The sequence below is a fragment of the Stenotrophomonas sp. STEN147 genome, assembly GCF_056757995.1.
This window is the reverse complement of sequence record NZ_JBRRCG010000024.1, coordinates 21737-44816: the sequence shown is the minus strand read 5'-3', so window position 1 is coordinate 44816 and position 23080 is coordinate 21737. Positions and strand designations below refer to the sequence as shown.

The window sequence follows — 23080 nt, the reverse complement described above, 5'->3', positions numbered from 1 at the left end:
GTGTGGGCTTGCAGGACCGTTGGCGCCATGGATGGCGCCATCGAGCCCCCATGGACGGGTTTACGGCGTGTCCTGCAAGCCCACACCGCCCCGCCCAATAAGCAGACAGCCCAGAGCCGGCTGTTGCCTTTGACGTTGCATTGGCTTGCAGCAGGTGCAGGGCACAGCCCTGCCGAACACCCCCCAACCCTTACTGCAGCAGGGAGCGCAGCATCCACGCATACTTCTCGTGGGTCTGCAGGCGCTGGGTCATCAGATCCTCGGTCGGGGCATCATCGCCCTTGGCCGCCACCTCCAGCACTTCACGTGCCGTACGGCAGACCGCTTCGTTGGCGACCACCAACTGGCGTACCATTTCCCGCCAGTCCGCACTGTCGGTCAGGCCCGGCTCCTCGGCGATCGAGGTCAGCGCAGCGAACTCCCGGTAGGAGCCCGGGGCATTGAAGCCCAGCGCGCGGATGCGCTCGGCCACATCGTCCAGGGCCGCCCATTGCTCGGTGTACTGTGTTTCAAACATGGTGTGCAGCGAGTTGAACATCGACCCGGTCACGTTCCAGTGGAAGTTGTGCGTCTTCAGGTAGAGCGTGAACGCGTCAGCCTGGAAGCGCGACAGACCGTCGGCGATCTTCTTGCGGTCGCCCTGGGTGATCCCGATATCGATATTGGGGGCCGACGGCGCCGCAGCGGCAAGCTTCTGCTTGCCGGTCTTGGCCTTGGTCGGGCTCTTGGTCTTCGCCATGGGGTTCCTCCTTTGTGGAATCGTTGGTCTTCACAATAAATCAGTCTTGACGACTGTTTGCTTTCAAAGTTTTAAACGAACCGATTGATGAACGCTATCGACAAAATGCCGCAGTCCCGCCTGCGCCAACAGCGCGCCGCCATCGACGGCGCAATGAGCCGCGACCGGGGCCGTTTGCTGGGGATGCTCTCGCGTTGCCAGGCCAAGCCACAGGATGCGGCACTGGCTGCTACCTTCGAGCAGGCCTTGCAGGCGTCGGTGCAGCGCCGGCAGAAACGGGCGCAGCAGCAACCAGCCATTACTCTGGACCCCCAGCTGCCGATTGCGCGTGAAGCCGATGCCATCATCGCGCTGATCCGGGATCACCAGGTGGTGGTGATCGCGGGCGAAACGGGCTCGGGCAAGACCACCCAGCTGCCCAAGCTCTGCCTGGCCGCCGGCCGTGGCCAGGCCGGCATGATCGGTTGCACCCAGCCGCGCCGGATCGCCGCACGCGCGGTGGCCAGCCGCGTGGCACAGGAGCTGCAGAGCGAGCTGGGCCAGCTGGTCGGCTACCAGGTGCGCTTCAACGACAAGGTCAGCGAGGACAGCCGCATCAAGTTCATGACCGACGGCATCCTGCTGGCGGAGATCGCCAGCGACCGCTGGCTGTCGAACTACGACACGATCATCGTCGATGAAGCGCATGAACGCAGCCTCAACATCGACTTCCTGCTCGGCTATCTGAAGCAGCTGCTGCGCAAGCGGCCGGACCTGAAACTGATCGTCACCTCGGCTACCATCGACACCGACCGTTTCGCCCAGCATTTCGACGACGCGCCGGTGATCAGCGTGGAGGGCCGTACCTATCCGGTCGAGGTGCGCTACCGCGCGCTGGAAGGCGAGGGCGAGCAGGAGGGCGAACGCACCGTCAACGATGCGATCGTGTCGGCGATCGACGAGATCACGCGCCTGGACGCGCGGGGCGATGTGCTGATCTTCCTGCCGGGTGAACGCGAGATCCGCGACGCCCACCAGTCGCTGGAGCGGCGCCGGTACCGCAATACCGAGGTGCTGCCGTTGTATGCGCGGCTGTCCAACCAGGACCAGGACCGGGTGTTCAACCCCGGGCCGAACCGGCGCATCGTGCTGGCCACCAATGTGGCCGAGACCTCGCTGACGGTGCCGCGTATCCGTTATGTGGTCGATCCGGGCTTCGCCCGCGTCAAGCGTTACAGCCCGCGCAACAAGCTTGACCGCTTGCACATCGAGCCGATCTCGCAGGCCAGCGCCAACCAGCGCAAGGGCCGCTGCGGCCGTATCGCCGAGGGCATCTGCTACCGCCTGTATGCGGAGGCCGATTTCCAGGCCCGGCCGGAGTTCACCGATCCGGAGATCCGCCGCTCCAGCCTGGCCGGGGTGATCCTGCGCATGCTGCAGTTGGGTCTGGGCCGCATCGAGGATTTTCCTTTCCTGGAAGCACCGGACGAACGTGCGGTGGCCGACGGTTGGCAGCAGCTGACCGAGCTGGGCGCGATCGACAGCGAGCGGCGCATGACCGCGATCGGCAAGCAGATGGCGCGCCTGCCGGTGGATGTGAAGCTGGCACGCATGCTGGTGGCGGCACAGGCGGCCGGCTGCCTGCGGCCGATGCTGGTGATCGCCTCGTTCCTGGGCATCCAGGACCCGCGCGAGCGACCGGCCGAGGCACGGGGGGCCGCCGACACCGCGCATGCCCAGTTCGCCGACGGCCGCTCCGAGTTCGTCGGCGTGCTGCGCCTGTGGGATGCCTACCGGCAGGCCCATGAAGACCTGACCCAGTCCAAGCTGCGCGACTGGTGCGGGCGGCATTTCCTTGGATTCCTGCGCATGCGCGAGTGGCGCGAGCTGCATCGCCAGCTGCGCCTGCTGTGCGAGGAACTGGGCTGGAAGGAAGAGCCCGTGGAAGCCTCGATGGCACCGTTGCTGGCGGGCAGCAGTGCGCCGGCGGCCGCACGTGATGACGCGGCAGCGGTGAAAGCCACGCGGGGCCAGCTGCACCGCGCTGCCCGCCTGGCCCGCGAGGGCAAGGCAGAGGCCGTGCCGGCGCCGGTGGCGGCGCGGGTGCAGAAAGAGCAGGCGCCTGCCGGCGGCGGCTTCAGTGAACGCGTGCGGGCTTCGGCCTATCAGACGCTGCATCGTGCACTGGTGGCGGGCCTGCCTACGCAGATCGGCCATCGCACCGAGAAGGGGGATTTCCTCGCGCCGCGCCAGCGCCGCTTCCTGCCGTTCCCCGGTTCCGTGCTGTCCAAGCGGCCACCCCCCTGGTTGCTGGTGGCCAACCTGCTCGACACGCAGAAGGTGTGGGGCATGACCCTGGCGGCGATCGAGCCGGACTGGGTGATTGCCGAGCTGCCGCACCTGCTCCTGCGCAAGCACTTCGACCCGCATTGGTCGCGTGCGCAGGGCCAGGTGCTGGCATCGGAACAGATCAGCCTGTTCGGTCTGGTGCTGGCGCCGAAGAAGCCGGTGCATTACGGACGCATCGCACCCGGCGAGGCGCACGACATCTTCGTGCGGCAGGCGTTGGTGACCGGCGAGATCAACACCCGCGCCAGTTTCGTGGCAGACAACCAGAAGGTGCTGGAGGTGGCGCGCGAGGAAGAAGCGAAGCTGCGCCGGGCCGGCATCGTTGCCGATGAAAACTGGCAGGCGCGCTGGTATCTGGACCGGGTTCCCCCCCACATCCATTCGGCATCCGGCCTGGACGCGTGGTGGAAGGAACTGCCGCCCGCACAGCGCAAGGGGCTGCACTGGACGCTGGCGGACCTGCTGCCGGGCGAAGGCAGCGAACAGGAGCGTTATCCGAAGTATCTGCCGCTGGGCCAGGCAAGGCTGCCGCTGCACTACCGTTTCGAGCCAGGTGCCGACGATGATGGTGTCACCCTGGAGGTGCCGCTGCACCTGCTCAACGCGCTCGATCCAGTGCAGCTGGGCTGGCTGGCGCCCGGCTTCGTCGCCGACAAGGCGGCAGCGCTGATCCGCAGCCTGCCCAAGGCGATGCGCCGCAATTATGTGCCGGCCCCGGATTTCGGCCGTGCGTTCTATGAGGCGTTCCCCAATGCCAGTGCCGATGCGATCACCGGCGAACTGGCACGCTTCCTGTCGCGCGCGACCGGCGCCCCGGTCGCGGCGACTGATTTCGAGCCGGATTCCATCGAGCCGCATCTGCACATGAATCTGCGACTGCGCGACGAGCAGGGCAAGGTGTTGGCCACCTCACGCGACCTCGACGCGTTGCGGGCGCGATTCGGCGGCCGAGCCGGTGATGCCTTTGCCGCGCGTGCCGGTCGCGAGATGGCGGCCGATGGGCTGCGCACCTTCCCGGCTGCGCCGATTCCACTGCAGGTACCCGGTGAGGCGGGCGTGCCCGCCTATCCAGCGCTGCTGGACGAGGGTGACAGTGTGGCCCTGCGCATCTTCGCCGACCGCCAGCAGGCCGAGGAGGCCCACCCACTGGGCGTGCGCCGCCTGCTGGAGATCGCGCTGGCCGACAAGGTCAAGCAGGCCCGCAAGCAGCTGCCGGTTGGTGCCAAGACGGGCCTGTTGTATGCGGCGATCGAATCGCAGGAGCGCCTGCGAGGCGATCTGGTGGATGCGGCGATGAACGCCGTGCTGGCCGAAGGACTGGAAGGCATTCGCGATGCGGCGGCCTTCGAACAGCGCCGCGAGCATGCAGCCAAGGCCCTGTTCGGCGAGGCGATGTCGCGGCTGAAGCTGGCCGAGACCATCCTGGCGCTGGTGGCGGAACTGAAGCCGATGCTGGAAGCGCCGTTGATGGGCTGGGCACGGGGCAACCTGGACGACATGGAAGCGCAGCTGGCGGGACTGATCCACCCCGGCTTCCTGCGCGACACACCGGCTGATGCGCTGGCCCAGTATCCCCGTTACCTGAAGGCGATGATCCTTCGCACCGAACGTGCCAAGCGTGACCCGCCACGTGACCAGGCGCGCATGCTGGAACTGCATCCGTTCCTGGAGGCGCTGGCTGCCGGTGAACAGCAGGGCCTGCGCGAGCGGCCACAGTGGCAGGCGCTGCGCTGGGATCTGGAGGAGCTGCGGGTTTCGCTGTTCGCCCAGGAACTGGGGGCGCGCACCGGCATCTCGGCCAAGAAGCTGGCGCAGCGGGTGGCGGCACTGCGCCAGGCATGAAGCGTGCAGCCGGGCAGTGCCCGGCTGCATTCGGACAGGTCGCGCGTTACTTGGTGCGACGGACCTTGGGCTGGGTATTGACGCCCTCGACCTTCAGGTACCACACACCCATCACGCCCGGGGTGATGCTGACCTTGGGCGATTGCCTGCGGACACCGGAAATTGACGTCGTGTCGGTCTGTTCCCATTGCTGGCCGTTGTCCAGCGAATAGACGCGGCCCTTGCCGAAGCCGCGGAACTCGCCCTGCAGCACACCGGTGATCGGCTCATTGCTGCCGAAGTCGAAGAAGCCACGGTTCTTGCGGATCACTTCCTGTCGCCCCTCCTCGCGCGCTTCCTCTCGCACGGCGGCGACCGCCTCGGTGGCAGCGGCTTCGACCTTGCCCTGCAGCCAGCGGTTGAGCGAGGCCAGTTCGGCGGCGCTGAGCTTGTCCAGGCCGGCGGCCTTGAACTCGGCCGGTGACATCTGCTGCTGCAGATCGCCCTCCACCACGCGCTGCGCCAGGGCGGGCGCGGACAGGGATAGCAGCACGGCGGCACAGGCCAGCAGCCGTGGACGGGCGCGCAGGACAATGGAAGGCATGACAGGTCTCTCCGGGGTTTGCCCGCGAGTGTAGCGGCATGTGCTCATGCCCGGCGATGCAGCGATGGCGATTGTCCCTGAACGGTGCCGGCGCTAGTGTAGGGGCCTCTGTCTTGCCTGCTCGATGCTGTGAACCGCGCTTCCGTCCCCGGCCTGGATGCCTTGTTGAACCGTCCCTCGGCAGCGGTGCTGCCCGCTCCGCTGCGCCAGGCCCTGCGCGAGTACTGGGAAGCTGCCGGGACTGACACGCAGATGCGCGCCAGCTGGTCGGTGCTGGGCGACACCCTCGATGCCCTGTCAATGCTCTCGGCGGACGAAGGCGCGGTGGTCGCGGCCCTGCTGTTCGACCTGCCCGGCCTGCGCGCCCACCTGGAGCAGTTGCCGCTTGGCAGCCACCGGGCGGCGGTGATCGGCCTGCTCGACGGCCAGGACGCGGCCGACCCGGTATGGGCGCTGCACGCCGGTCGCGAGGCCGGACGCAACAGTGAGGGCCTGCGCCGGCTGCTGCTGGCGATCATCCGCGACCTGCGGGTGGTGCCGATCCTGCTGGCGCGGCAACTGGCGCGCATGCGCGCGGCCGACAGGCTGGAGGAGGAGCAGCGCCGCGCGCTGGCCCAGCTGACCCGCGACATCCATGCCCCGCTGGCCAACCGCCTGGGCATCTGGCAGCTGAAGTGGGAGCTGGAAGACCTGGCGTTCCGCCATCTGGAGCCGGACACCTACCGGCGCATCGCCCGCGAGGTGGATGAAACGCGCATCGCCCGCGAGCGTTACGTCGAGAACGTCAAGAAGGTGCTCTCGCGCGAACTGTCGGCCCAGGGCATCAAGGCCGAGGTCAGCGGGCGGCCGAAGCACATCTACAGCATCTGGCGGAAGATGCAGAAGAAGCGGCTGGCGTTCGACCAGCTGTATGACATCCGTGCGGTGCGGGTGATGGTCGACGACGTCGCGGCCTGCTACGCCGTGCTGGGCGTGGTGCACGCGCTGTGGGCACCGGTGCCGAGCGAGTTCGATGATTACATCGCCCGACCCAAGGCCAACGACTACCGTTCGCTGCACACCGCCGTCGTCGGCCCGGAAGGGCGCACCATCGAAGTGCAGATCCGTACCCACGAGATGCATGCGCAGGCCGAACTGGGCGTGGCCGCGCACTGGAAGTACAAGGAGGGTGGCAAGGGCGCCGAAAAGTCCTTCGACCGCAAGATCACCTGGATGCGCCAGCTGCTGGAGCAGGCGCAGGACGGGCAGGGCAATGAACTGGCCGGGGCACTGGATGCGGAGCTCACCGAGGACCGCGTCTATGCGCTGAGCCCGAAGGACGAAGTGCTGGATCTGCCGCAGGGGGCCACACCGCTGGACTTCGCCTACCAGGTGCACACCATGGTGGGACACCGCTGCCGCGGCGCCAAGGTGAACGGCCGCATCGTGCCATTGACCTACCGCCTGCGCAGCGGCGACCGGGTGGAGATCCTTACCGGCAAGGAGGCCGATCCGCGCCGCGACTGGCTGATACCGGCCAACGGCTTCCTGGCCAGCAACCGCTCGCGCGAGAAGGTACGCAGCTGGTTCCACAAGCTCGACCGCGCGCGCAACGTGCAGGCCGGCCGCGAACTGCTGGAACGCGAGCTCAAGCGGCTCGGGCTGCAGCATTCGGATCTGGCGGCCGCGGCGAAGAAGTTCCATGCCGACAGCGTCGACGACCTGTACATCCAGGTCGCGCTGGGCGATACCGGCCCCAACCAGATCAGCCGCGCGCTGCTGGAGGCCGAACGTGCGGCCAGCCAGCCAGCGCCGCCGCCGACCCTGCCACGCCCGACCGCACGGCGCGAGAACCTGGGCAAGTCCAAGTTCACCGTACAGGGCGTGGGCAACCTGCTGGTGCAGCTGGCACGCTGCTGCCAGCCGGTGGCGGGCGAACCCATCGTCGGCTACCTGACCCGTAGCCGCGGTGTCACGGTGCATCGCGCAGACTGTGCAGCGCTGGCCCGCCTTGCCGCGGCCAGCCCGCAACGCATCCTGCCGGTGGAATGGGGGCAGGCGGGCGGCGGTTACGAAGTGGACGTGGTGGTCGATGCGGTCGATCGCCGCTGGCTGCTGAAGGACATCACCAACCTGATCGCCCAGGAAGACGCCTACGTGCTCGACATCCACAGCGACAACGTGCGCAACAGCGGTCGCGCCCACCTGCGTCTGCGGCTGAAGGTCAGCGATTACGGCCAGCTGTCGACGCTGCTGGGCAAGCTCGATGCCTTGCCCGGTGTCAGCGAGGCACGTCGCCTCGGCTGAGCTTCACGCCCCCCCGGCTAACCTGCACGCATGGAACGCGAGCCTCCGCATCGCCCTCACGGCGCCGAACATCCTGCGCTGGACCGTGTCCGTCGTGAAGGCCGTTGGTGGTGGCTGCAGGCGCGGCATGCGCGCCGGGTCTGGCGCTGGGCGCTGGTGGCGGCGATGGCGGTGTTCGTGCTGCTGGTGCTGCTGCGCAAGCCGCTGGCGGACTGGTTCTGGGACGAACCGCAGATCGAACAGCTGCTGGCCGAAGGTGATCGTGCGCTGGCGGCGGGACGGCTGACCGCCACCGATGGCAGTGGTGCGCGCGAGCGCTACCAGGCCGCGCTTGCGCTCGACGGCGATCGCCCTCAGGCCCGCGAGGGCCTGGCACGGACCGGTGCCGCTGCGTTGCAGCAGGCGCGGGACCGGCTGCAGGCCGGGGATCTGGACGCCAGTGCGCAGGCCTTGGCGCTGGCACGCGAGCTGCAGGTGCCGCAGAGCCAGACCGATGCGCTGGCGCGCCAGCTGCTGGCACGTCGGACGGCCGGGGCAGGGATTGGCGCGATGCTCGCGCAGGCGCGCAACGCACTCGCCGCCGGGCGCCTGGATGACGGCGACAGCAGTGCCCTGCCGATGTTCCAGCGCATCCTGGCCCTGCAGCCGGACAATCTATCGGCGCTGGAAGGTCGCGAGGATGCACTGAGTGACCTGCTGCAGCAGGCGCGTGCCCTGGCCGCGCGCGGCGATCTGGCCGATGCGGCGGCGGTGGTGCAGCGGGCGCGTCAGTTCGATGCCGGGCACGCCGACCTGCCGGCCAGCCAGGAAGCATTGGCGCAGGCGATGGATCAGCGATTGCGGCAGGCGCAGCGTGCGTTGAAACGACAGCAGCTGGAAGCGGCGGCGGCGGGCTTCCAGGCGGTCCTGGCGGTGGCGGCCGACGATCCCAGTGCCCAGCGCGGCCGGGAGCAGACACTGCAGGCGGTCCTCGCACGCAGCCAGAAGCGGGCCGATGACTTCCAGTTCGAGGCGGCACAGCGCGATGCCGCATTGGCAGCGTCGCTGGGTGCCTCGGCAGCGGCCAGGCAGCAGCTCGAGCAGCGCCTGCAGCGTGCACGGCAGGCGCAGCAGGCCCTGCAGCAGCCGTCGATCAGCAACAGCCAGCGCGAGCGACAGCTGCGTGATCACCTGCGTCGGGTCGAACGCGCCGAGCGTGCAGGGCAATGGATCAGCCCCCCCGGGCACAGCGCCTTCGATGCGCTGCGCGAAGCGCAGTCGCTGGCCCCACGGGACACCCGCGTGAAAGCGGCCGCCACGCGGCTGCTGCCGGCCAGCCGCCAGTGCTTCGACGACAATCTGCGGCAGAACCGGGTGCAGGCTGCCGGGGCCTGTCTGCAGGCGTGGCAGACGCTGGCGCCGACCGACGCCGGGTTGCCGCCCGCACGGCTGCGTCTGGCCCAGCGCTGGCTGGCGATCGGCAGCGAACGACTGGGCAGTGGCGATCTGGCATTTGCCGCGCACGCCGCCGAGCAGGCGCGGCAGCTGCAACCGGATCTGGCCGAACTGCCGCCGTTCGAGGAGCGGCTGCGGCGCGCCGGTGGCGAGCCGCAGCCGCGCTGATGCGACGACCATTCGTGCCGGTGGTGCCAGTCGGGTATAGTCCAGCCGCTCCGGCCGCTCCCCAGAACATGTCCAGCGTCGCACCCACCGTCTCCGTTGCCTTGTGTACCTGGCAGGGTGAGCGCCATGTCGCCGCCCAACTGCGCAGCATCGCCGCGCAGAGCGTACTGCCGACACAGGTGGTGGTGGTCGACGATGCTTCTGCCGATGGTACCTGGGCCGTGCTCCTGCACGAGGCTGAAGCGCTGCGTGCGGCCGGCATCGAGGTGGTACTGCGGCAGCAGGAGCAGAACGTCGGTTACGTGCGCAATTTCGAAACCGCGTTGTCGGCCTGCCGCGGCGACATCGTCTTCCTGTGCGACCAGGACGATGTGTGGCATGCGGACAAGGTCGCCATCTTCCTGCAGGCGTTCGCCGCGCGGCCCACGGTACAACTGCTGCACAGCGATGCACGGCTGGTCGATGCGCAGGGCCGGCCGCTGCCGGCGACCCTGTTCCAGGCGCTGTCGATCAGCCGCCGCGACCTGGACCGGGAACACCGCGGTGAAGGCTTCGAGCTGCTGATGGGCCGCAATCTGGTGACCGGCGCCGTGACCGCGCTGCGGCGTGGCCTGATCACGCAGGCGCTGCCGGTGGCCAAGGGCTGGATCCACGACGAATGGCTGGCGCTGGTGGCGGCGGCAAGTGGTGGCCTGGACAGCATCGAAGCGATCACCACCGACTACCGGCAGCATGGCGACAACCAGGTGGGCGCGCGCCAGCGCGGGCTGCTGGAGCGGGCCGTGGGCAGTGGTTCCGCGCGCCGCACCTATCTCGCAGCGGCGTTGGCCCGCCTGCGTTCGTTGCAGGAGCAGGCGCGGCTGGGCCGGCCGGCACTGGATGCCGCACAGTTGGCGACACTGGACCAGCGCCTGCGCCATGCCGAGGCACGGGCCTGCGCGCCGAGCCGGCTGCCGTCCCGCATGCTGCACATCGCCCGTGAGCTGGGCAGTGGCCGCTATCATCGTTTTTCCAACGGCCTGCGTTCGGCGGCCAGCGACCTCGTGCAGGGAATCCAATGACTTCGCAGATGCCGGCAGCGCGTGCTGCCTTCGACGCGCACCGCGTCTGCGCCGTGATCGTTACTTATGGCCCCGATCCGGAGTTGCTGCGGCGGGTGGTCGACAGCGTGCTGCAGCAGGTCGGGCATCTGGTGGTGTTCGACAACGGCAGCCGTGGCGTGGATGTGGAAGCGCTGCTGGGCGCGGCGCCCGGCATCAGCCTGCTGGCCTCGCCGCACAACGTCGGGCTCGGCAGTGCGCTGAACCGGTCGTATGAGCAGGCCCAGTCGTTGGGGTTCGATTACGTGCTGCTGATGGACCAGGACAGCGTGCTGGAGCCAGGCATGGTCGACGTGCTGGGCACCGCGCTGGTCGAGCTGGCGGTCAATGAGCGGATCGCTGCGGTGGGACCGCAGTTCCGCGACGCACGCAGCGGCATGCTGGCCCCGTTCGTCCGCTTCGGCTTCCCCTTCAACCACAAGCTGCGTGGCGGCCCGGGCCAGCGCATCTCCTGCGACTTCCTCATCACGTCCGGATCGCTGGTGCCGATGTCCGCGCTGCGTAACATCGGTGCGATGGACGAAAGCCTGTTCATCGACAACCTGGACATGGACTGGTGCTTCCGCGCCAAACGCAGTGGCCACGCGCTGTACGGAATCTGCGATGCGCAGATGAGCCACAGCATCGGCGAGGAACTGCTGCCGTCGCGGGCGAAGCCGGACGGCGTGATCGTGCACAAGCCGTTCCGCCTGTATTTCATCATGCGCAACCGCGTGCTGCTGTACGGGCGCGCCTATACGCCGCGGGTCTGGATCGCGCAGGACGTGCCACGCCTGCTGCTGAAGCTGGTAGGCAACGGGCTGTTCCTCGCGCCGCGCTGGATTCGGTTGCGGTTCATGTTGAAGGGGCTGTGGGACGGCATCCGCGGGCGGACCGGCCCGCTGCCGCCGGGCCATCGCTGAACGGACGACCGATCGAACCTGTCTTGGGGAAAGGGCTGGGGTAGACTCCGCTGACGCCCCTGCCATGCTTTTCCCGTGCCCCGACGCTACGATTCCGACGACCACGACGATTTCGACGACGACGACCAGGAGGGCGGCAGCTCGCCCTGGCGGCGCAGGCTGATCACCTGGAGCATGGCAGCGGTCGCACTGGGACTGGGTTTCCTGATCCCGTACACCCTGTACCTCAACCAGCAGGTGACCCAGCGTTTCGGAGAGCTGCGCTGGCAGATCCCGACCCGTGTCTACGCCCGCCCGCTGGTGCTGACGCCCGGCAAGGCGATGGATGCGGCGACCCTGAAGACCGAACTGGCCGCGTCCGCCTACCGCGATGACGGCGAAGGCAGGGAGCCGGCTACCTACGCCGTGAAGGGGGGCCGCTTCGTCATTGCCAGCCGTGGCTACGCCGACGTCGATGGCCGGGTGGCCGCACGTCGCGTCGAGCTGTCGCTCGCTGGCGGCACCGTCGCGTCGCTGCACGATGCCGACAGCCGCAAGGCGCTCAAGGCCGCCCGCCTGGATCCGGCACGCATCGCCACGCTGTACGGCCAGAAGCAGGAAGAGCGTCGCCTGATCCGCATGGACGAGGCGCCGGACCTGCTGGTGACCGGCCTGCAGGCGGTGGAGGACAAGGACTTCAACCGCCATCACGGCATCGACCTGTCGGGCATCGCCCGTGCGGTCTGGGTGACCGTCCGTTCCGGCGGGCAGAGCCGGCAGGGTGCGTCCACGCTCACCCAGCAGCTGGCCCGCAGCGGCCTGCTCGGCATCGGCAAGGAGCAGACCCTCACCCGCAAGTTCAATGAAGTGCTGTACGCGTTGATCATGGAAGCGCGTTACGACAAGCGCACCATTTTCGAGGCGTATCTGAACCAGGTGTACCTGGGCCAGCGCGGCAGCCAGGCGATCCACGGCATGTCCTCCGGCGCCGAGTTCTGGTTCGGCCGCGACCTGTCGTCGCTGGAAACCGAGCACATCGCGCTGTTGATCGGCCTGGTCAAGGGCCCGTCCTACTACGACCCGCGACGCAACCCGGAACGTGCGCTGGATCGTCGCAACTTCGTGCTGGGCAAGCTGCGCGAAGCGGCGCTGATCGACGATGCCGAATACCAGCGGGCGCTGAAGGCTCCGCTGGGGGTGCCGAAGACACCGGGCCTGGTCGCCGCCAACCGCTTCCCGGCCTATGTCGATCTGGTCCGTCGCCAGCTCGGCCACGATTATCCCGAGTCCGCACTGCAGGGCGCGGGCCTGAGCGTCATGACCGGCATGTCGCCGTCGGCGCAGGCCTACGCCGAAGGCGCTGTGACCCGTACCATCAAGTCGCTGGAGAGCAAGCGCCGTCCCGAGCTGCAGGCCGGCATGGTGCTGACCGACGTGCATAACGGCGACGTGCTGGCAGTGATCGGCAGCCGCGAGGTCTCCGAGGTCGGCTTCAACCGCGCCATCGAGGCGCAGCGCCCGGTCGGCTCGCTGCTCAAGCCGTTCGTGTACCTGCTGGCGCTGGCCCAGCCGGACCGCTACTCGCTGGCGAGCTGGGTTGACGATTCGCCGGTGACCGTCCAGTTGAGCCGTGGCCGCAACTGGAGCCCGGGCAATGCGGACAACCGCAGCCATGGCACCGTGCGGCTGATCGATGCGCTGGCCAATTCCTACAACCAGGCCACGGTGCGGGTCGGCATGCAGGTCGGTCCAGAGCGTGTGACCCAGCTGATCCACGTGCTGGCCGGCATCAAGGCCGAACCGAATCCGGCCGTGATTCTCGGCTCGACCGACCAGAGCCCGTATGCGATGGCGCAGCTGTACCAGTTCCTGGCCTCGGGCGGCGAGATCCAGCCGTTGCACGCGGTGCGTGGCGTGCTTGATCCGCAGGGCAAACTGCTCAAGCGCTATGACAAGTCGCCTGCGCCGGCACAGGAAGGCGATTCGATCGCGGCCAACCTGATCAGCATCGGCCTGCAGCAGGTGGTTGCCAGCGGCACCGCGCAGCGCCTCAACGCAGACGGCCTGGGACGCCTGCAGCCGGCCGGCAAGACCGGTACCACCAATGATGGCCGCGACAGCTGGTATGCCGGCTACACCGGCGACCACCTGGCGGTGATCTGGATGGGCAACGACCAGAACGAGCAGGCCGGGCTGTATGGCGCCACCGGTGCGATGCGCGTGTGGTCGGGCATCTTCCAGCGCCTGCCGAGCGCGCCGCTGCGGGTCAGCAACAAGGGGCTGGACTGGCAGCCGATCGCCGCCAGCGGCACCAACAGTACCGATGAGGGTTGTCCGGGCGCGCGGCGCTTCCCGTTCGTGGTCGGCTATGCGCCGGCATATGCGCCCTGCGCGCCGGCGGTTTCGCCCGAAGCCCAGGACGGTGCCGGCAGCGAAGGCGGTGGCTGGCGCAGCTGGTTCGGCCTGGATCGCAAGCCGGAACCGGCGGAAGAACCCGCAGCCACGCCGGCGGCGACCACTCCTCCTCCGAGTCGATGAATCCGATGACGCTTCGAACCTTCCTGCATCCGCTCACCCTGGCCGGCCTCACTGTGGTGCTGGCCGCCTGTGTCAGCAGCGCGCCGCCGGTGGTCAAGCCGGTCGCCGCTACCACCACGCCGGTGCAGCGCCTGGCTGCGGTCGAAGCGGCGGCGGGACCCGATGACAAGGAACTGTCGGTGCAGCCGCTGCGCGATCCACAGGTTGAGGATCTGCGCCAGACCGCGCTGACGCAGCGCCAGGCCAACGATCTGCCGGCCGCCGCCGCCAGCCTGGACCAGGCGCTGCAGATCGTCGCCGCAGACCCCGCAGTGCTGCAGGAGCGGGCCGAAATCGCCCTGCTGCAGGGCAAGTGGTCGGAGGCGGAGACGTTCGCGCGCAGGGCCATCGATCTGGGGTCGAAGACCGGGCCGCTGTGCCGGCGCCACTGGGCGACGATCGAGCAGTCACGGCTGGCGCGCGGGGAGAAGGAGAACGCTGTGTCGGCGCATGCACAGCTGGAAGGGTGCACGGTACCGGGGATCAAGCGGTACTGAGGTATTCCCCTCCATCGGGCGCGTCACACGCCGCGCGGGCCGCGGGCGAGAACAGAAAGATCAGAAGCCGGTCGCGCGCTCGCGATGGGGTCAGAGCCGTTTTCCGAAAGGAAACGGCTCTGACCCCTTCCAGTTCAGTCGAGCAAGCTCGACGCTACAAACGGGTGCCGGGCAGCGCCCGGCCCGGTATCCTTTCCGTCTGATGTCCGACCTTGTCCACGCCAGCCGCGAAGCACTCAGCGCAGGCGGCGCGCTTGCCTCGCACCTGGATGCCTTCGTCCCGCGTCCGGCACAGCTGCGCCTGACCGAGGCCATCGCCGATGCGCTGCAGCAGCGCGACCTGCTGCTGGCCGAGGCCGGCACCGGCACCGGCAAGACCTTCGCCTACCTGGTGCCGGTGCTGCTGTCCGGCCTGCGTACGATCATTTCCACCGGTACCCGTGCACTGCAGGACCAGCTCTACCATCGCGACCTGCCACGCGTGCGCCAGGCACTGGGGGTCGGCCTGCGCAGCGCGCTGCTGAAGGGGCGCAGCAATTACCTGTGCCGTTACCGCCTGCAGCAGGCGCGTGGCGAGCCACGCTTCTCCAGCCCGGAGCAGGCGGCGCAGTTCCAGCGCATCCTGGCCTGGTCCGGTCGTTCCGAACATGGCGACATCGCGGAACTGGAAGGCCTGGCCGATGACTCACCCTTGCTGCCGATGGTCACCTCCACCGTCGACAACTGCCTGGGCACCGAGTGTCCGTTCTGGGATGACTGCTTCGTGGTGCGCGCGCGGCAACGCGCACAGGCCGCGGACGTGGTGGTGGTCAACCATCATCTGCTGCTGGCCGATCTTGCGTTGAAGCAGGAGGGCTTCGGAGAGCTGCTGCCGGGCGCACAGGCCTTCGTCATCGACGAGGCGCACCAGCTGCCTGAACTGGCAGCGCAGTTCTTCGGTGAGGGCTTCGGCATGCGACCCTGGCAGGAGCTGGGCCGGGACTGCCTGGCCGAGGCGCGCGGTGTCGGTGGCGCACAGTCAGCGCTGCAGGCGCCGGTCGATCAGCTGCAGGAGGCACTGCGTGCGCTGCGCTCGGCCATGGATGGCCTGCCATCCCGTGGCACGCAGTGGCGCGCACTGGCGATGCCGCAGGTGCGCGATGGCTTTGATGCGGTGATGACCGGTCTGGTGAATCTGGAGCAGGCGCTGCAGCCGCTGCGCGAAGCCGCCGCAGGCCTCGACGCTTGCCACGCACGGGCGCGCGAGGCGGTATCGCGTCTGGGGCGCTGGCTGGGCGATGACGAACCGGCGCTTGATTTCGATGCCGACCCTGCGCAGGCGGCGAGCGCCGATGTGCTCTGGTACGAACTTACCCCGCGCGGATTCCGCTGCCAGCGTACGCCGATGGATGTGTCCGGTCCGCTGCGCGAGCATCGCGAGCGCAGTCGTGCCGCATGGATCTTCACGTCGGCGACGCTGACCGTCGGCGGTGGCTTCGATCACATCGCCCGCCGGCTCGGCCTGGATGATCCGCAGACACTGGTCCAGTCCAGTCCATTCAACTGGCCCGAGCAGGCACTGTGCTACCTGCCCGAAGGCCTGCCCGATCCCGCCGCGCGGGGGTTCGGCACCTCGCTCATCCAGGTCCTGCGGCCGGTGCTGCAGGCCTCGCAGGGCCGGGCATTCCTGCTGTTCGCCTCGCACCGGGCCCTGCGCGAAGCGGCCGAGGCGCTGCGCGATGGGCCGTGGCCGCTGTTCGTGCAGGGCGAGGCGCCACGCGCCACGCTGCTGCAGCAGTTCCGCGACTCCGGCAACGGCGTGCTGCTGGGCTCGGCCAGTTTCCGCGAAGGGGTGGACGTGGTCGGCGAAGCATTGAGCGTCGTGGTGATCGACAAGCTGCCCTTTGCCGCGCCGGACGATCCGGTCTACGAGGCGCGGCTGGAGGCGATCCGCAGCCAGGGGGGCAATCCGTTCCGCGACGAGCAGCTGCCGCAGGCCGTGATTGCGCTGAAGCAGGGCGTCGGCCGGCTGATCCGCAGTGAGAGCGATCGCGGCGTGCTGGTGCTGTGCGACCCGCGGCTGCTCAACCGTGGTTATGGCCGGGTCTTCCTCGACTCGCTGCCACCTTTCCGCCGTACCCGCAGTCTGGCCGATGTGCAGTCCTTCTTTGCGCCACAATGGCACCCCGCCACCGATGCTGGAGCGCCGGACGTCCCTGTGGCGGCCACGCACCCCGCCCCGGGTGGCACGTTTCCCCTGTTCTGATCCGACCCGATGAAACTGCTCGCCTTTGAAACCGCCACCGAAGCCTGTTCCGTTGCCCTGCACGTGGACGGGCGGGTCCTGGAACGCTTCGAGATCGCCCCGCGCCGGCATGCCGAGCTGAGCCTGCCGTGGGCCGACGCGCTGCTGGCCGAGGCCGGTATCAGCCGCCGCCAGCTCGATGGCATCGCACTCAGTCGTGGTCCGGGTGCCTTCACCGGGGTGCGCCTGGCGATCGCCCTTGCCCAGGGCATCGCACTGGCGTTGGACCGTCCGCTGCTGCCGGTATCGACCCTGCAGGTGCTGGCGCTGCGTGCGCCGGCAGAAGAAACGCAGATCCTGTCGGCGATCGACGCACGGATGGGCGAACTCTACGTCGCGCGTTTCGAGCGCGTGGACGGCCTGCCGATGCCGTGCGATGCAGAACGGGTGTGCGCACCGGCCGCAGTGGCGGTGCCGGATGATCTGTCGGTGTTCGGCGTCGGCACTGGATTCGGTGCGGCCGAGGGCGCGCTGGTCACGCAGCTGGGGGCGCGCCTTCACGGGTTCGACGCCACGGCGCTGCCGCGGGCATCGGACGTACTGGCGTTGGCGGTGCCGGCCTTGGCACGTGGCGAGGGCATCGCGCCGGAGAGGGTGGAACCGGCCTACCTGCGTGACAACGTGGCCTTGACCCTGGTCGAGCAGCAGGCCGCGCGCGAGGCCAAGGCGAAGGCCAACGGCTGAGCCTGCACAGACGAACCTGCGGCGTCCCCGCCGCCCGGCACCGCCCCGCCAGGCGTCACTACACTGACGCCGCTTTTGCTGTTGACGTTGCCGTTGCCGTTGCCTTCAGCGGGTCCCGGGCCGCAGGCCCGGGCAACACCCCCCTACCGGTCGTCGCGCAGTTCGCCGCCGGGCAGGAACACCCACGTGCGGGTGACCTGCAGGATGTCGATCCCGTCCTCGGTACGCGGCAGCGGCGGGAACGGCTGTGCCAGCGTCACCACCCGCAGCGCGGCCTCATCCAGCAGCGGTGTTCCGCTTGAACGCAGGATGCGGCTGCTTTCCACACTGCCATCGCGACGCACGCCAACACTGATGACCACCTGGCCGCCGAGACGGCGTTGCCGCGCCTCGTCCGGATAGTTCAGGTTGCCCACCTGCTCGGCGCGGTCGACCCAGGCGCGCAGGTAATTGGCATAGGCATACTCGCGCGTGCTGGCCGAGACGAATTTGCGGTTCGGTCGCTTGGCGTACTGCGCCGAGCGCAGGTGGACCTCGGCCGCCAGCCGCGCCATCTCCGCATCGCGCTGCTCGCGTGCGGTCATCGGTGCGTCCGGCACCGGTTCCAGTGGCGTTGGCTGGGCCTGCGCACGTGCCACCGTGTCCTGGCCATTGCGGCTGCTGACCACACGTGCCTGCGGCGGTGGCACGGGCGCTGCGGATTGCTGCTGCTGTGGCACCGGGCTGACCCCGGCCTGCGCCTGCGGCACGATCCCGGCCTGGTTGTCGCGCGGACGCTGCGCGCGGTCGTGGTCACCGCCGCCCTCCTGGCTGGCGGCGGCCAGGAAGTCCGCCTGCTTCGGCGTCAGCGCGGTGCGGGTCTGGCTGAAGATCACTTCCAGCGTGGGCACCAGGGGGGCCTCGCCCTTCACGGCGAAACCCACCCCCAGAATCAGCAGGACGTGGACCAGCACCGACAGGGTGAGGGTGGCACCCAGCCGCTGCGCTTCGCGCGGCGGCGGTGGCAGGACGGCGGGTGCGGCGGGCATCAGCGCAGGCCGGCCTCGAGCGCGTCGAACAGCGTGCCGGCGATGTTCAGGCCGTACTGCGCGTCCAGTTCGCGCACGCAGGTGGGGCTGGTGACGTTGACTTCGGTCAGGTAGTCGCCGATCACATCCAGGCCGACGAAGCGCATGCCGCGGCGCTTCATTTCCGGTCCCACCTGCGCGGCGATCCAGCGGTCGCGCTCGCTCAGCGGACGGCCTTCGCCGCGTCCGCCAGCGGCCAGGTTGCCGCGGAACTCGTCGCCCTGCGGAATGCGCGCCAGGCAGTAGTCGACCGGCTCGCCGTCAATCAGCAGGATGCGCTTGTCGCCGGCACTGATGTCCGGGATGAACTTCTGTGCCAGCGCCAGCCTGCGTCCGCCGTCGGTCAACGTTTCCAGGATCACATTCAGGTTCGGGTCGCCCTGGCCGCTGCGGAAGATCGAGCGGCCTCCCATGCCATCCAGGGGCTTCAGCACGGCTTGGCCATGTTCCAGCGCGAAGGCCTTCAATGCCTTGGCGTCGCGGCTGACCAGGGTCGGCGGACAGCACTGCGGGAACAGCAGCGCGGCCAGTTTCTCGTTGTAGTCGCGCAGGCCCTGCGGATTGTTGACCACGCAGGCGCCGGCCGCCGCGGCCACGTCCAGCACCTGGGTGTCGTAGACGTACTCGGCATCGACCGGCGGATCCTTGCGCATCAGCACGATCTGGCCGGGACCGAACTCGGTCCGGCTGAACCCGCCCAGCTCGTACCAGCCGGCGGGGTCGTCGCGGACCCGCAGCGGGGCGGTCTGGGCCACCGCCACGCCACCTTCCAGGGCCAGTCCGCCCGGCCGCACGTAGTGCAGGGCATGGCCGCGGCGCTGGGCTTCCAGCAGCATGGCGAAGGTGGTGTCCTTGGCGATCTTGATGTGGGCGATGGGGTCCATCACCACGATGACGTTCAACGGCATGGGCGCACCTGTCAGGCAAGGCGTTGATGGTAGCGGCAACGCCCGCCGTGCGCCTCCCTGCGGCGATGCAACGCTGCGTCCGTCCGCCGGGCCGCGCACCGTATGCGAACCCCGTCACGTTCAGCCCGGTAGCACGGCCCGCGTGATGGGCCGGCCTTGAAGCGGGCGCGGAAAGTGCGATATAGATACGCTTTCGTAGCGGCCCCCGCCTGAGACCGGGCCGTGCGCTTGGGGATAGGCAATGACTGAAAACACGACTGCGGGCGGGGAACTCGCAGGACTCCGGGTGATGGTCATCGATGATTCGAAGACCATCCGCAGGACTGCGGAAACGCTGCTCAAGCGCGAAGGCTGCGAGGTGGTCACCGCCACCGACGGCTTTGAAGCGCTGGCGAAGATCGCCGACCAGCAGCCGCAGATCATCTTCGTCGACATCATGATGCCGCGTCTGGATGGCTATCAGACCTGCGCGCTGATCAAGGGGAACCAGCTGTTCAAGGCGACCCCGGTGATCATGCTGTCGTCCAAGGATGGCCTGTTCGACAAGGCGCGGGGGCGCATCGTCGGGTCGGAGCAGTACCTGACCAAGCCTTTTACGCGCGAAGAACTGCTGGGTGCCATCCGCACATACGTCAACGCCTGACCAGGGGGGAAAGGCACAATGGCTCGTATCGTCCTGATCGAGGATTCACCGACCGACCGCGCGGTGTTCACCCAGTGGCTGCGCCGTGCCGGCCACGAGGTGCTGGAAGCGGACAACGCCGAGGATGGCCTGCAGCTTGTCCGCGACCAGGTGCCGCAGCTGGTGCTGATGGACGTGGTCCTGCCGGGCATGAGCGGTTTCCAGGCTACCCGGGCGATGGCCCGCGACGCCGCGACCCGGCACATCCCGGTGATCATCGTCAGTACCAAGGCGATGGAGACCGACAAGGCGTGGGGGCTGCGCCAGGGTGCGGCCGACTACATCGTCAAGCCGCCGCGCGAGGATGAACTGATCGCGCGTATCAACGAACTGGTGGCCTGATGCGCTCGCCTTTCGACATTCTCGAAGCCTACGAACGGCGCAGCCTGGCCCATGCGGTGCAGCTGCCGGGCCGGCAATTCGTCCAGGACCTGTGGCGAGGCGTCGGCTACCGCGTCGGCCAGCGCCGGCTGGTGTCCGATTTCCGTGAAGTGGTGGAGATCGTGCCGATGCCGCCGGTCACGCCCGTGCCCTGCGCGCAGCCCTGGCTGCTGGGCGTGGGCAACCTGCGCGGCAACCTGTTCCCGGTGGTCGACCTGAAGTACTTCCTGGAAGGCACACGCACCGTGCAGCAGGAAGGGCAGCGCGTGCTGATCATGCGCCAGGCCGGCGGTGACGTCGCACTGACCATCGACGAACTGTTCGGCCAGCGCAGCTTCGAAGCGGACCAGCAGATCGAGGCCGGCAGCCTGGCCGAGGGTCGTTACGGGCACTTCGTCGAGCGCGGTTTCCATGCTGACGGCCAGGACTGGGGCGTGTTCTCGCTCTCGCTGCTGTCGCGCACTCCTGAATTCCGGCAAGCCGCGGCCTGAGGCCGGGCATCGCCCCCTGCACTGAAGATCGAGGTTGAACGATGAGTACTGCTTCGGACGCCACCAAGACCGGCAAGCTTCGGCTGGGCGGCAGCAACCTCTGGCTGGCCCTGCTGCTGGCATCGATGATCCTGTTCGGCGTCAATACCGGCGTGGCGACCTGGCAGGGCAGCCGCCTGGCCGATGCCGGTTCCAAGGCCGCGGACCTGCAGGTGCTGTCGCAGCAGCTGGCCAACCAGGGCCGTGACGCGGTGGGCGGCAATGCCCAGGCGTTCACTGCCTTCAAGGCCACCCGCAACGCGATCGAACAGAATGTTTCGACGCTGCAGGGGCGCTACGGCAAGGAACCGGGCGTGTCGCGGGCGATCTCGACGCTGGGTGAAACCTGGGCGCCGCTGGGCAAGCAGGCCGGGCAGCTGGTCGCCAGCGAGCCGGCGGTGCTGGCCCTGGCCGGCAATGCCAACAACTTCACTGGCGCGGTGCCGGGGCTGCAGGCGCAGCTGAACGAGGTGGTGCGCGCGATGTCGGCTTCGGGTGCACCGGCCGCGCAGGTATACAGCGCGTTGCAGCAGGTCGTGGTGGCCGGCTCGATGGCCCGTCGGGTCACCGAAATGCGTGCGGGCGGCTCTTCGGCGGCCGCCGCGGGCGACGCACTGGCGCGTGACATCACCGTGTTCTCGCAGGTGCTCGACGGCCTGCGCAACGGCAACGAGGAACTGGGCATCACCGCCGTGCGTGGCCCGGCCGCCGTGGCCGCGCTGGAGCAGTCGCACACCCAGTGGCAGGCGATGAAGGCCGATGCCGATGCGATCCTGGCCAGCTCGCGCCAGCTGTTCGCCGCGCAGTCGGCGGCCACCGCGCTGGGCCAGGGCTCGGCGCACATGCTGGATGACAGCCGCAAGCTGTTCGAAGCCTTCTCTTCGTTCGGCTCGGTGTCCGATACCCGCCTGTTCCCGAATTTCTGGATCGGCGTAGCGTCCGGTGCGCTGTCGCTGATCGCGATCATCGGTTTCGTCTCCACCAACGTGCGCAGCCGCTCGCGTGAGCAGGAGCTGCGCTACCAGACCCAGGTGGAGTTCAACAGCCGCAACCAGCAGGCGATCATGCGCCTGCTGGACGAAATCTCCTCGCTGGGTGAGGGCGACCTGACCGTCAAGGCGTCGGTGACCGAGGACATGACCGGCGCCATCGCCGACGCGATCAACTACGCCGTCGACGAGCTGCGCCACCTGGTGACGACCATCAACGACACCTCGGCCAAGGTCGCGCTGTCCACCCAGGAAACCCAGGCGACGGCCATGCAGCTGGCAGAAGCAGCCGGCCACCAGGCCAACCAGATCACCTCGGCCTCGGACCGCATCGGCGAAATCGCAGCGAGCATCGAGCAGGTTTCGCGCAACTCGGCCGAATCGGCCGACGTGGCTCAGCGCTCGGTGGTGATTGCCGCCGAGGGTGCCGGCGTGGTCCGCGAGACCATCCAGGGCATGGACCAGATCCGCGACCAGATCCAGGAAACGTCCAAGCGCATCAAACGCCTGGGTGAGTCGTCGCAGGAGATCGGCTCGATCGTGGAACTGATCAACGACATTTCCGAACAGACCAACATCCTGGCATTGAACGCAGCGGTGCAGGCCGCGTCGGCAGGCGAAGCGGGCCGCGGTTTCGCGGTCGTGGCCGACGAAGTGCAGCGCCTGGCAGAGCGCACATCGGGCGCCACGCGCCGTATCGAGAACCTGGTGCAGGCCATCCAGGCCGATACCAACGAGGCCGTCACCTCGATGGAGCAGACCACCGCCGAAGTGGTGTCCGGTGCACGTCTGGCCGAAGACGCCGGTACGGCCCTGACCGAGATCGAGCGCGTGTCCAATGCACTGAACACCCTCATCAAGAACATCTCCATCGCGGCCCAGCAGCAGTCCGCAGCCGCGTCGGATATCACCCGCACGATGGGCGTGATCCGCCAGATCACCGGCCAGACCTCACAGGGTGCCGGACAGACCGCGGAGTCGATCGGCCACCTCGCGCAGCTGGCTGCCGACCTGCGTCGTTCGGTCGCCGACTTCAAGCTGCCGGCGTGACGCGGGCAGGGCGAAGAGCAAGGAACCCGTCGATGAAGCATTTCCATTCCCCACGCCAGATCCAGCGCGG

17 protein-coding genes are annotated in these 23080 nt (G+C 68.5%); 13 read left to right on the top strand and 4 right to left on the bottom strand.

Annotation, left to right across the window (positions count from 1 at the left end; all coding sequences use genetic code 11):
* Positions 1 to 190 precede the first annotated feature (190 nt).
* The gene (locus ACVOKU_RS17465) at positions 191 to 739 is read right to left on the bottom strand and encodes a Dps family protein (RefSeq protein WP_053518946.1); all 549 of its coding nucleotides are present in this window, start codon (positions 737 to 739) and stop codon (positions 191 to 193) included.
* 87 nt (positions 740 to 826) lie between these two features.
* Here ACVOKU_RS17465 and hrpA point away from each other — a divergent pair, with 87 nt between their 5' ends.
* Positions 827 to 4909 carry an ATP-dependent RNA helicase HrpA gene (gene hrpA, locus ACVOKU_RS17460; protein ID WP_481560504.1) on the top strand — a complete coding sequence of 1361 codons (4083 nt, stop codon included), beginning with the start codon at positions 827 to 829 and terminating at the stop codon, positions 4907 to 4909.
* Positions 4910 to 4955: 46 nt separating this feature from the next.
* On the opposite strand, the gene ACVOKU_RS17455 is transcribed toward hrpA, so the two are convergent.
* Entirely contained in the window at positions 4956 to 5492 is a 537-nt protein-coding gene (locus tag ACVOKU_RS17455; protein ID WP_065174777.1) for a hypothetical protein, read from the bottom strand.
* A gap of 129 nt (positions 5493 to 5621) precedes the next feature.
* On the opposite strand from ACVOKU_RS17455, the gene ACVOKU_RS17450 reads away from it, so the two are divergent.
* The 8 genes from ACVOKU_RS17450 to tsaB all read left to right on the top strand — a co-directional run bounded on the left by ACVOKU_RS17450 (position 5622) and on the right by tsaB (position 17403).
* On the top strand, positions 5622 to 7778 hold the full coding sequence (locus tag ACVOKU_RS17450; protein ID WP_053518941.1) for a bifunctional (p)ppGpp synthetase/guanosine-3',5'-bis(diphosphate) 3'-pyrophosphohydrolase: 2157 nt from the start codon (positions 5622 to 5624) through the stop codon (positions 7776 to 7778).
* A gap of 30 nt (positions 7779 to 7808) precedes the next feature.
* Positions 7809 to 9380 (top strand): hypothetical protein, encoded by a 1572-nt coding sequence (locus tag ACVOKU_RS17445; RefSeq protein WP_481560503.1) that lies wholly within the window; start codon positions 7809 to 7811, stop codon positions 9378 to 9380.
* 68 nt (positions 9381 to 9448) lie between these two features.
* Positions 9449 to 10441, top strand: a complete 993-nt coding sequence (locus ACVOKU_RS17440) for a glycosyltransferase family 2 protein (RefSeq protein WP_481560502.1) — start codon at positions 9449 to 9451, stop codon at positions 10439 to 10441.
* A complete protein-coding gene (locus ACVOKU_RS17435) occupies positions 10438 to 11382 on the top strand; it encodes a glycosyltransferase family 2 protein (protein ID WP_481560501.1) in 945 nt (314 codons plus the stop codon). The genes ACVOKU_RS17440 and ACVOKU_RS17435 overlap by 4 nt, the downstream gene beginning before the upstream one ends.
* Before the next feature lie 75 nt (positions 11383 to 11457).
* Positions 11458 to 13899 carry a penicillin-binding protein 1B gene (mrcB, locus tag ACVOKU_RS17430; protein WP_481560500.1) on the top strand — a complete coding sequence of 814 codons (2442 nt, stop codon included), beginning with the start codon at positions 11458 to 11460 and terminating at the stop codon, positions 13897 to 13899.
* Positions 13896 to 14435: a hypothetical protein gene (locus tag ACVOKU_RS17425; RefSeq protein ID WP_481560499.1), complete on the top strand. Its 540-nt coding sequence runs from the start codon at positions 13896 to 13898 to the stop codon at positions 14433 to 14435. Before mrcB ends, ACVOKU_RS17425 begins: the two co-directional genes overlap by 4 nt.
* Before the next feature lie 202 nt (positions 14436 to 14637).
* A complete protein-coding gene (gene yoaA, locus ACVOKU_RS17420) occupies positions 14638 to 16680 on the top strand; it encodes a DNA repair helicase YoaA (protein ID WP_253118623.1) in 2043 nt (680 codons plus the stop codon).
* Between the two features lie 9 nt (positions 16681 to 16689).
* Positions 16690 to 17403, top strand: a complete 714-nt coding sequence (tsaB, locus tag ACVOKU_RS17415) for a tRNA (adenosine(37)-N6)-threonylcarbamoyltransferase complex dimerization subunit type 1 TsaB (protein ID WP_481560498.1) — start codon at positions 16690 to 16692, stop codon at positions 17401 to 17403.
* A gap of 143 nt (positions 17404 to 17546) precedes the next feature.
* On the opposite strand, the gene ACVOKU_RS17410 is transcribed toward tsaB, so the two are convergent.
* Together ACVOKU_RS17410 and gshB are read right to left on the bottom strand one after the other, a co-directional pair.
* Entirely contained in the window at positions 17547 to 18431 is an 885-nt protein-coding gene (locus ACVOKU_RS17410) for an energy transducer TonB (protein ID WP_053518928.1), read from the bottom strand.
* On the bottom strand, positions 18431 to 19378 hold the full coding sequence (gene gshB / locus ACVOKU_RS17405; protein WP_053518927.1) for a glutathione synthase: 948 nt from the start codon (positions 19376 to 19378) through the stop codon (positions 18431 to 18433). Before gshB ends, ACVOKU_RS17410 begins: the two co-directional genes overlap by 1 nt.
* 241 nt (positions 19379 to 19619) lie before the next feature.
* On the opposite strand from gshB, the gene pilG reads away from it, so the two are divergent.
* Genes pilG through ACVOKU_RS17385 form a run of 4 tightly spaced genes read left to right on the top strand, consistent with a single transcriptional unit; the run spans position 19620 to position 23010 of the window.
* Positions 19620 to 20021 (top strand): twitching motility response regulator PilG, encoded by a 402-nt coding sequence (pilG, locus tag ACVOKU_RS17400; RefSeq protein ID WP_005418455.1) that lies wholly within the window; start codon positions 19620 to 19622, stop codon positions 20019 to 20021.
* Positions 20022 to 20039: 18 nt separating this feature from the next.
* Positions 20040 to 20402 (top strand): response regulator, encoded by a 363-nt coding sequence (locus ACVOKU_RS17395; RefSeq protein ID WP_053518925.1) that lies wholly within the window; start codon positions 20040 to 20042, stop codon positions 20400 to 20402.
* On the top strand, positions 20402 to 20932 hold the full coding sequence (locus ACVOKU_RS17390) for a chemotaxis protein CheW (protein ID WP_053518924.1): 531 nt from the start codon (positions 20402 to 20404) through the stop codon (positions 20930 to 20932). Before ACVOKU_RS17395 ends, ACVOKU_RS17390 begins: the two co-directional genes overlap by 1 nt.
* A 41-nt stretch (positions 20933 to 20973) precedes the next feature.
* Positions 20974 to 23010, top strand: coding sequence for a methyl-accepting chemotaxis protein (locus ACVOKU_RS17385; RefSeq protein WP_053518921.1), 2037 nt, complete (start codon positions 20974 to 20976; stop codon positions 23008 to 23010).
* Positions 23011 to 23080: the final 70 nt, after the last annotated feature.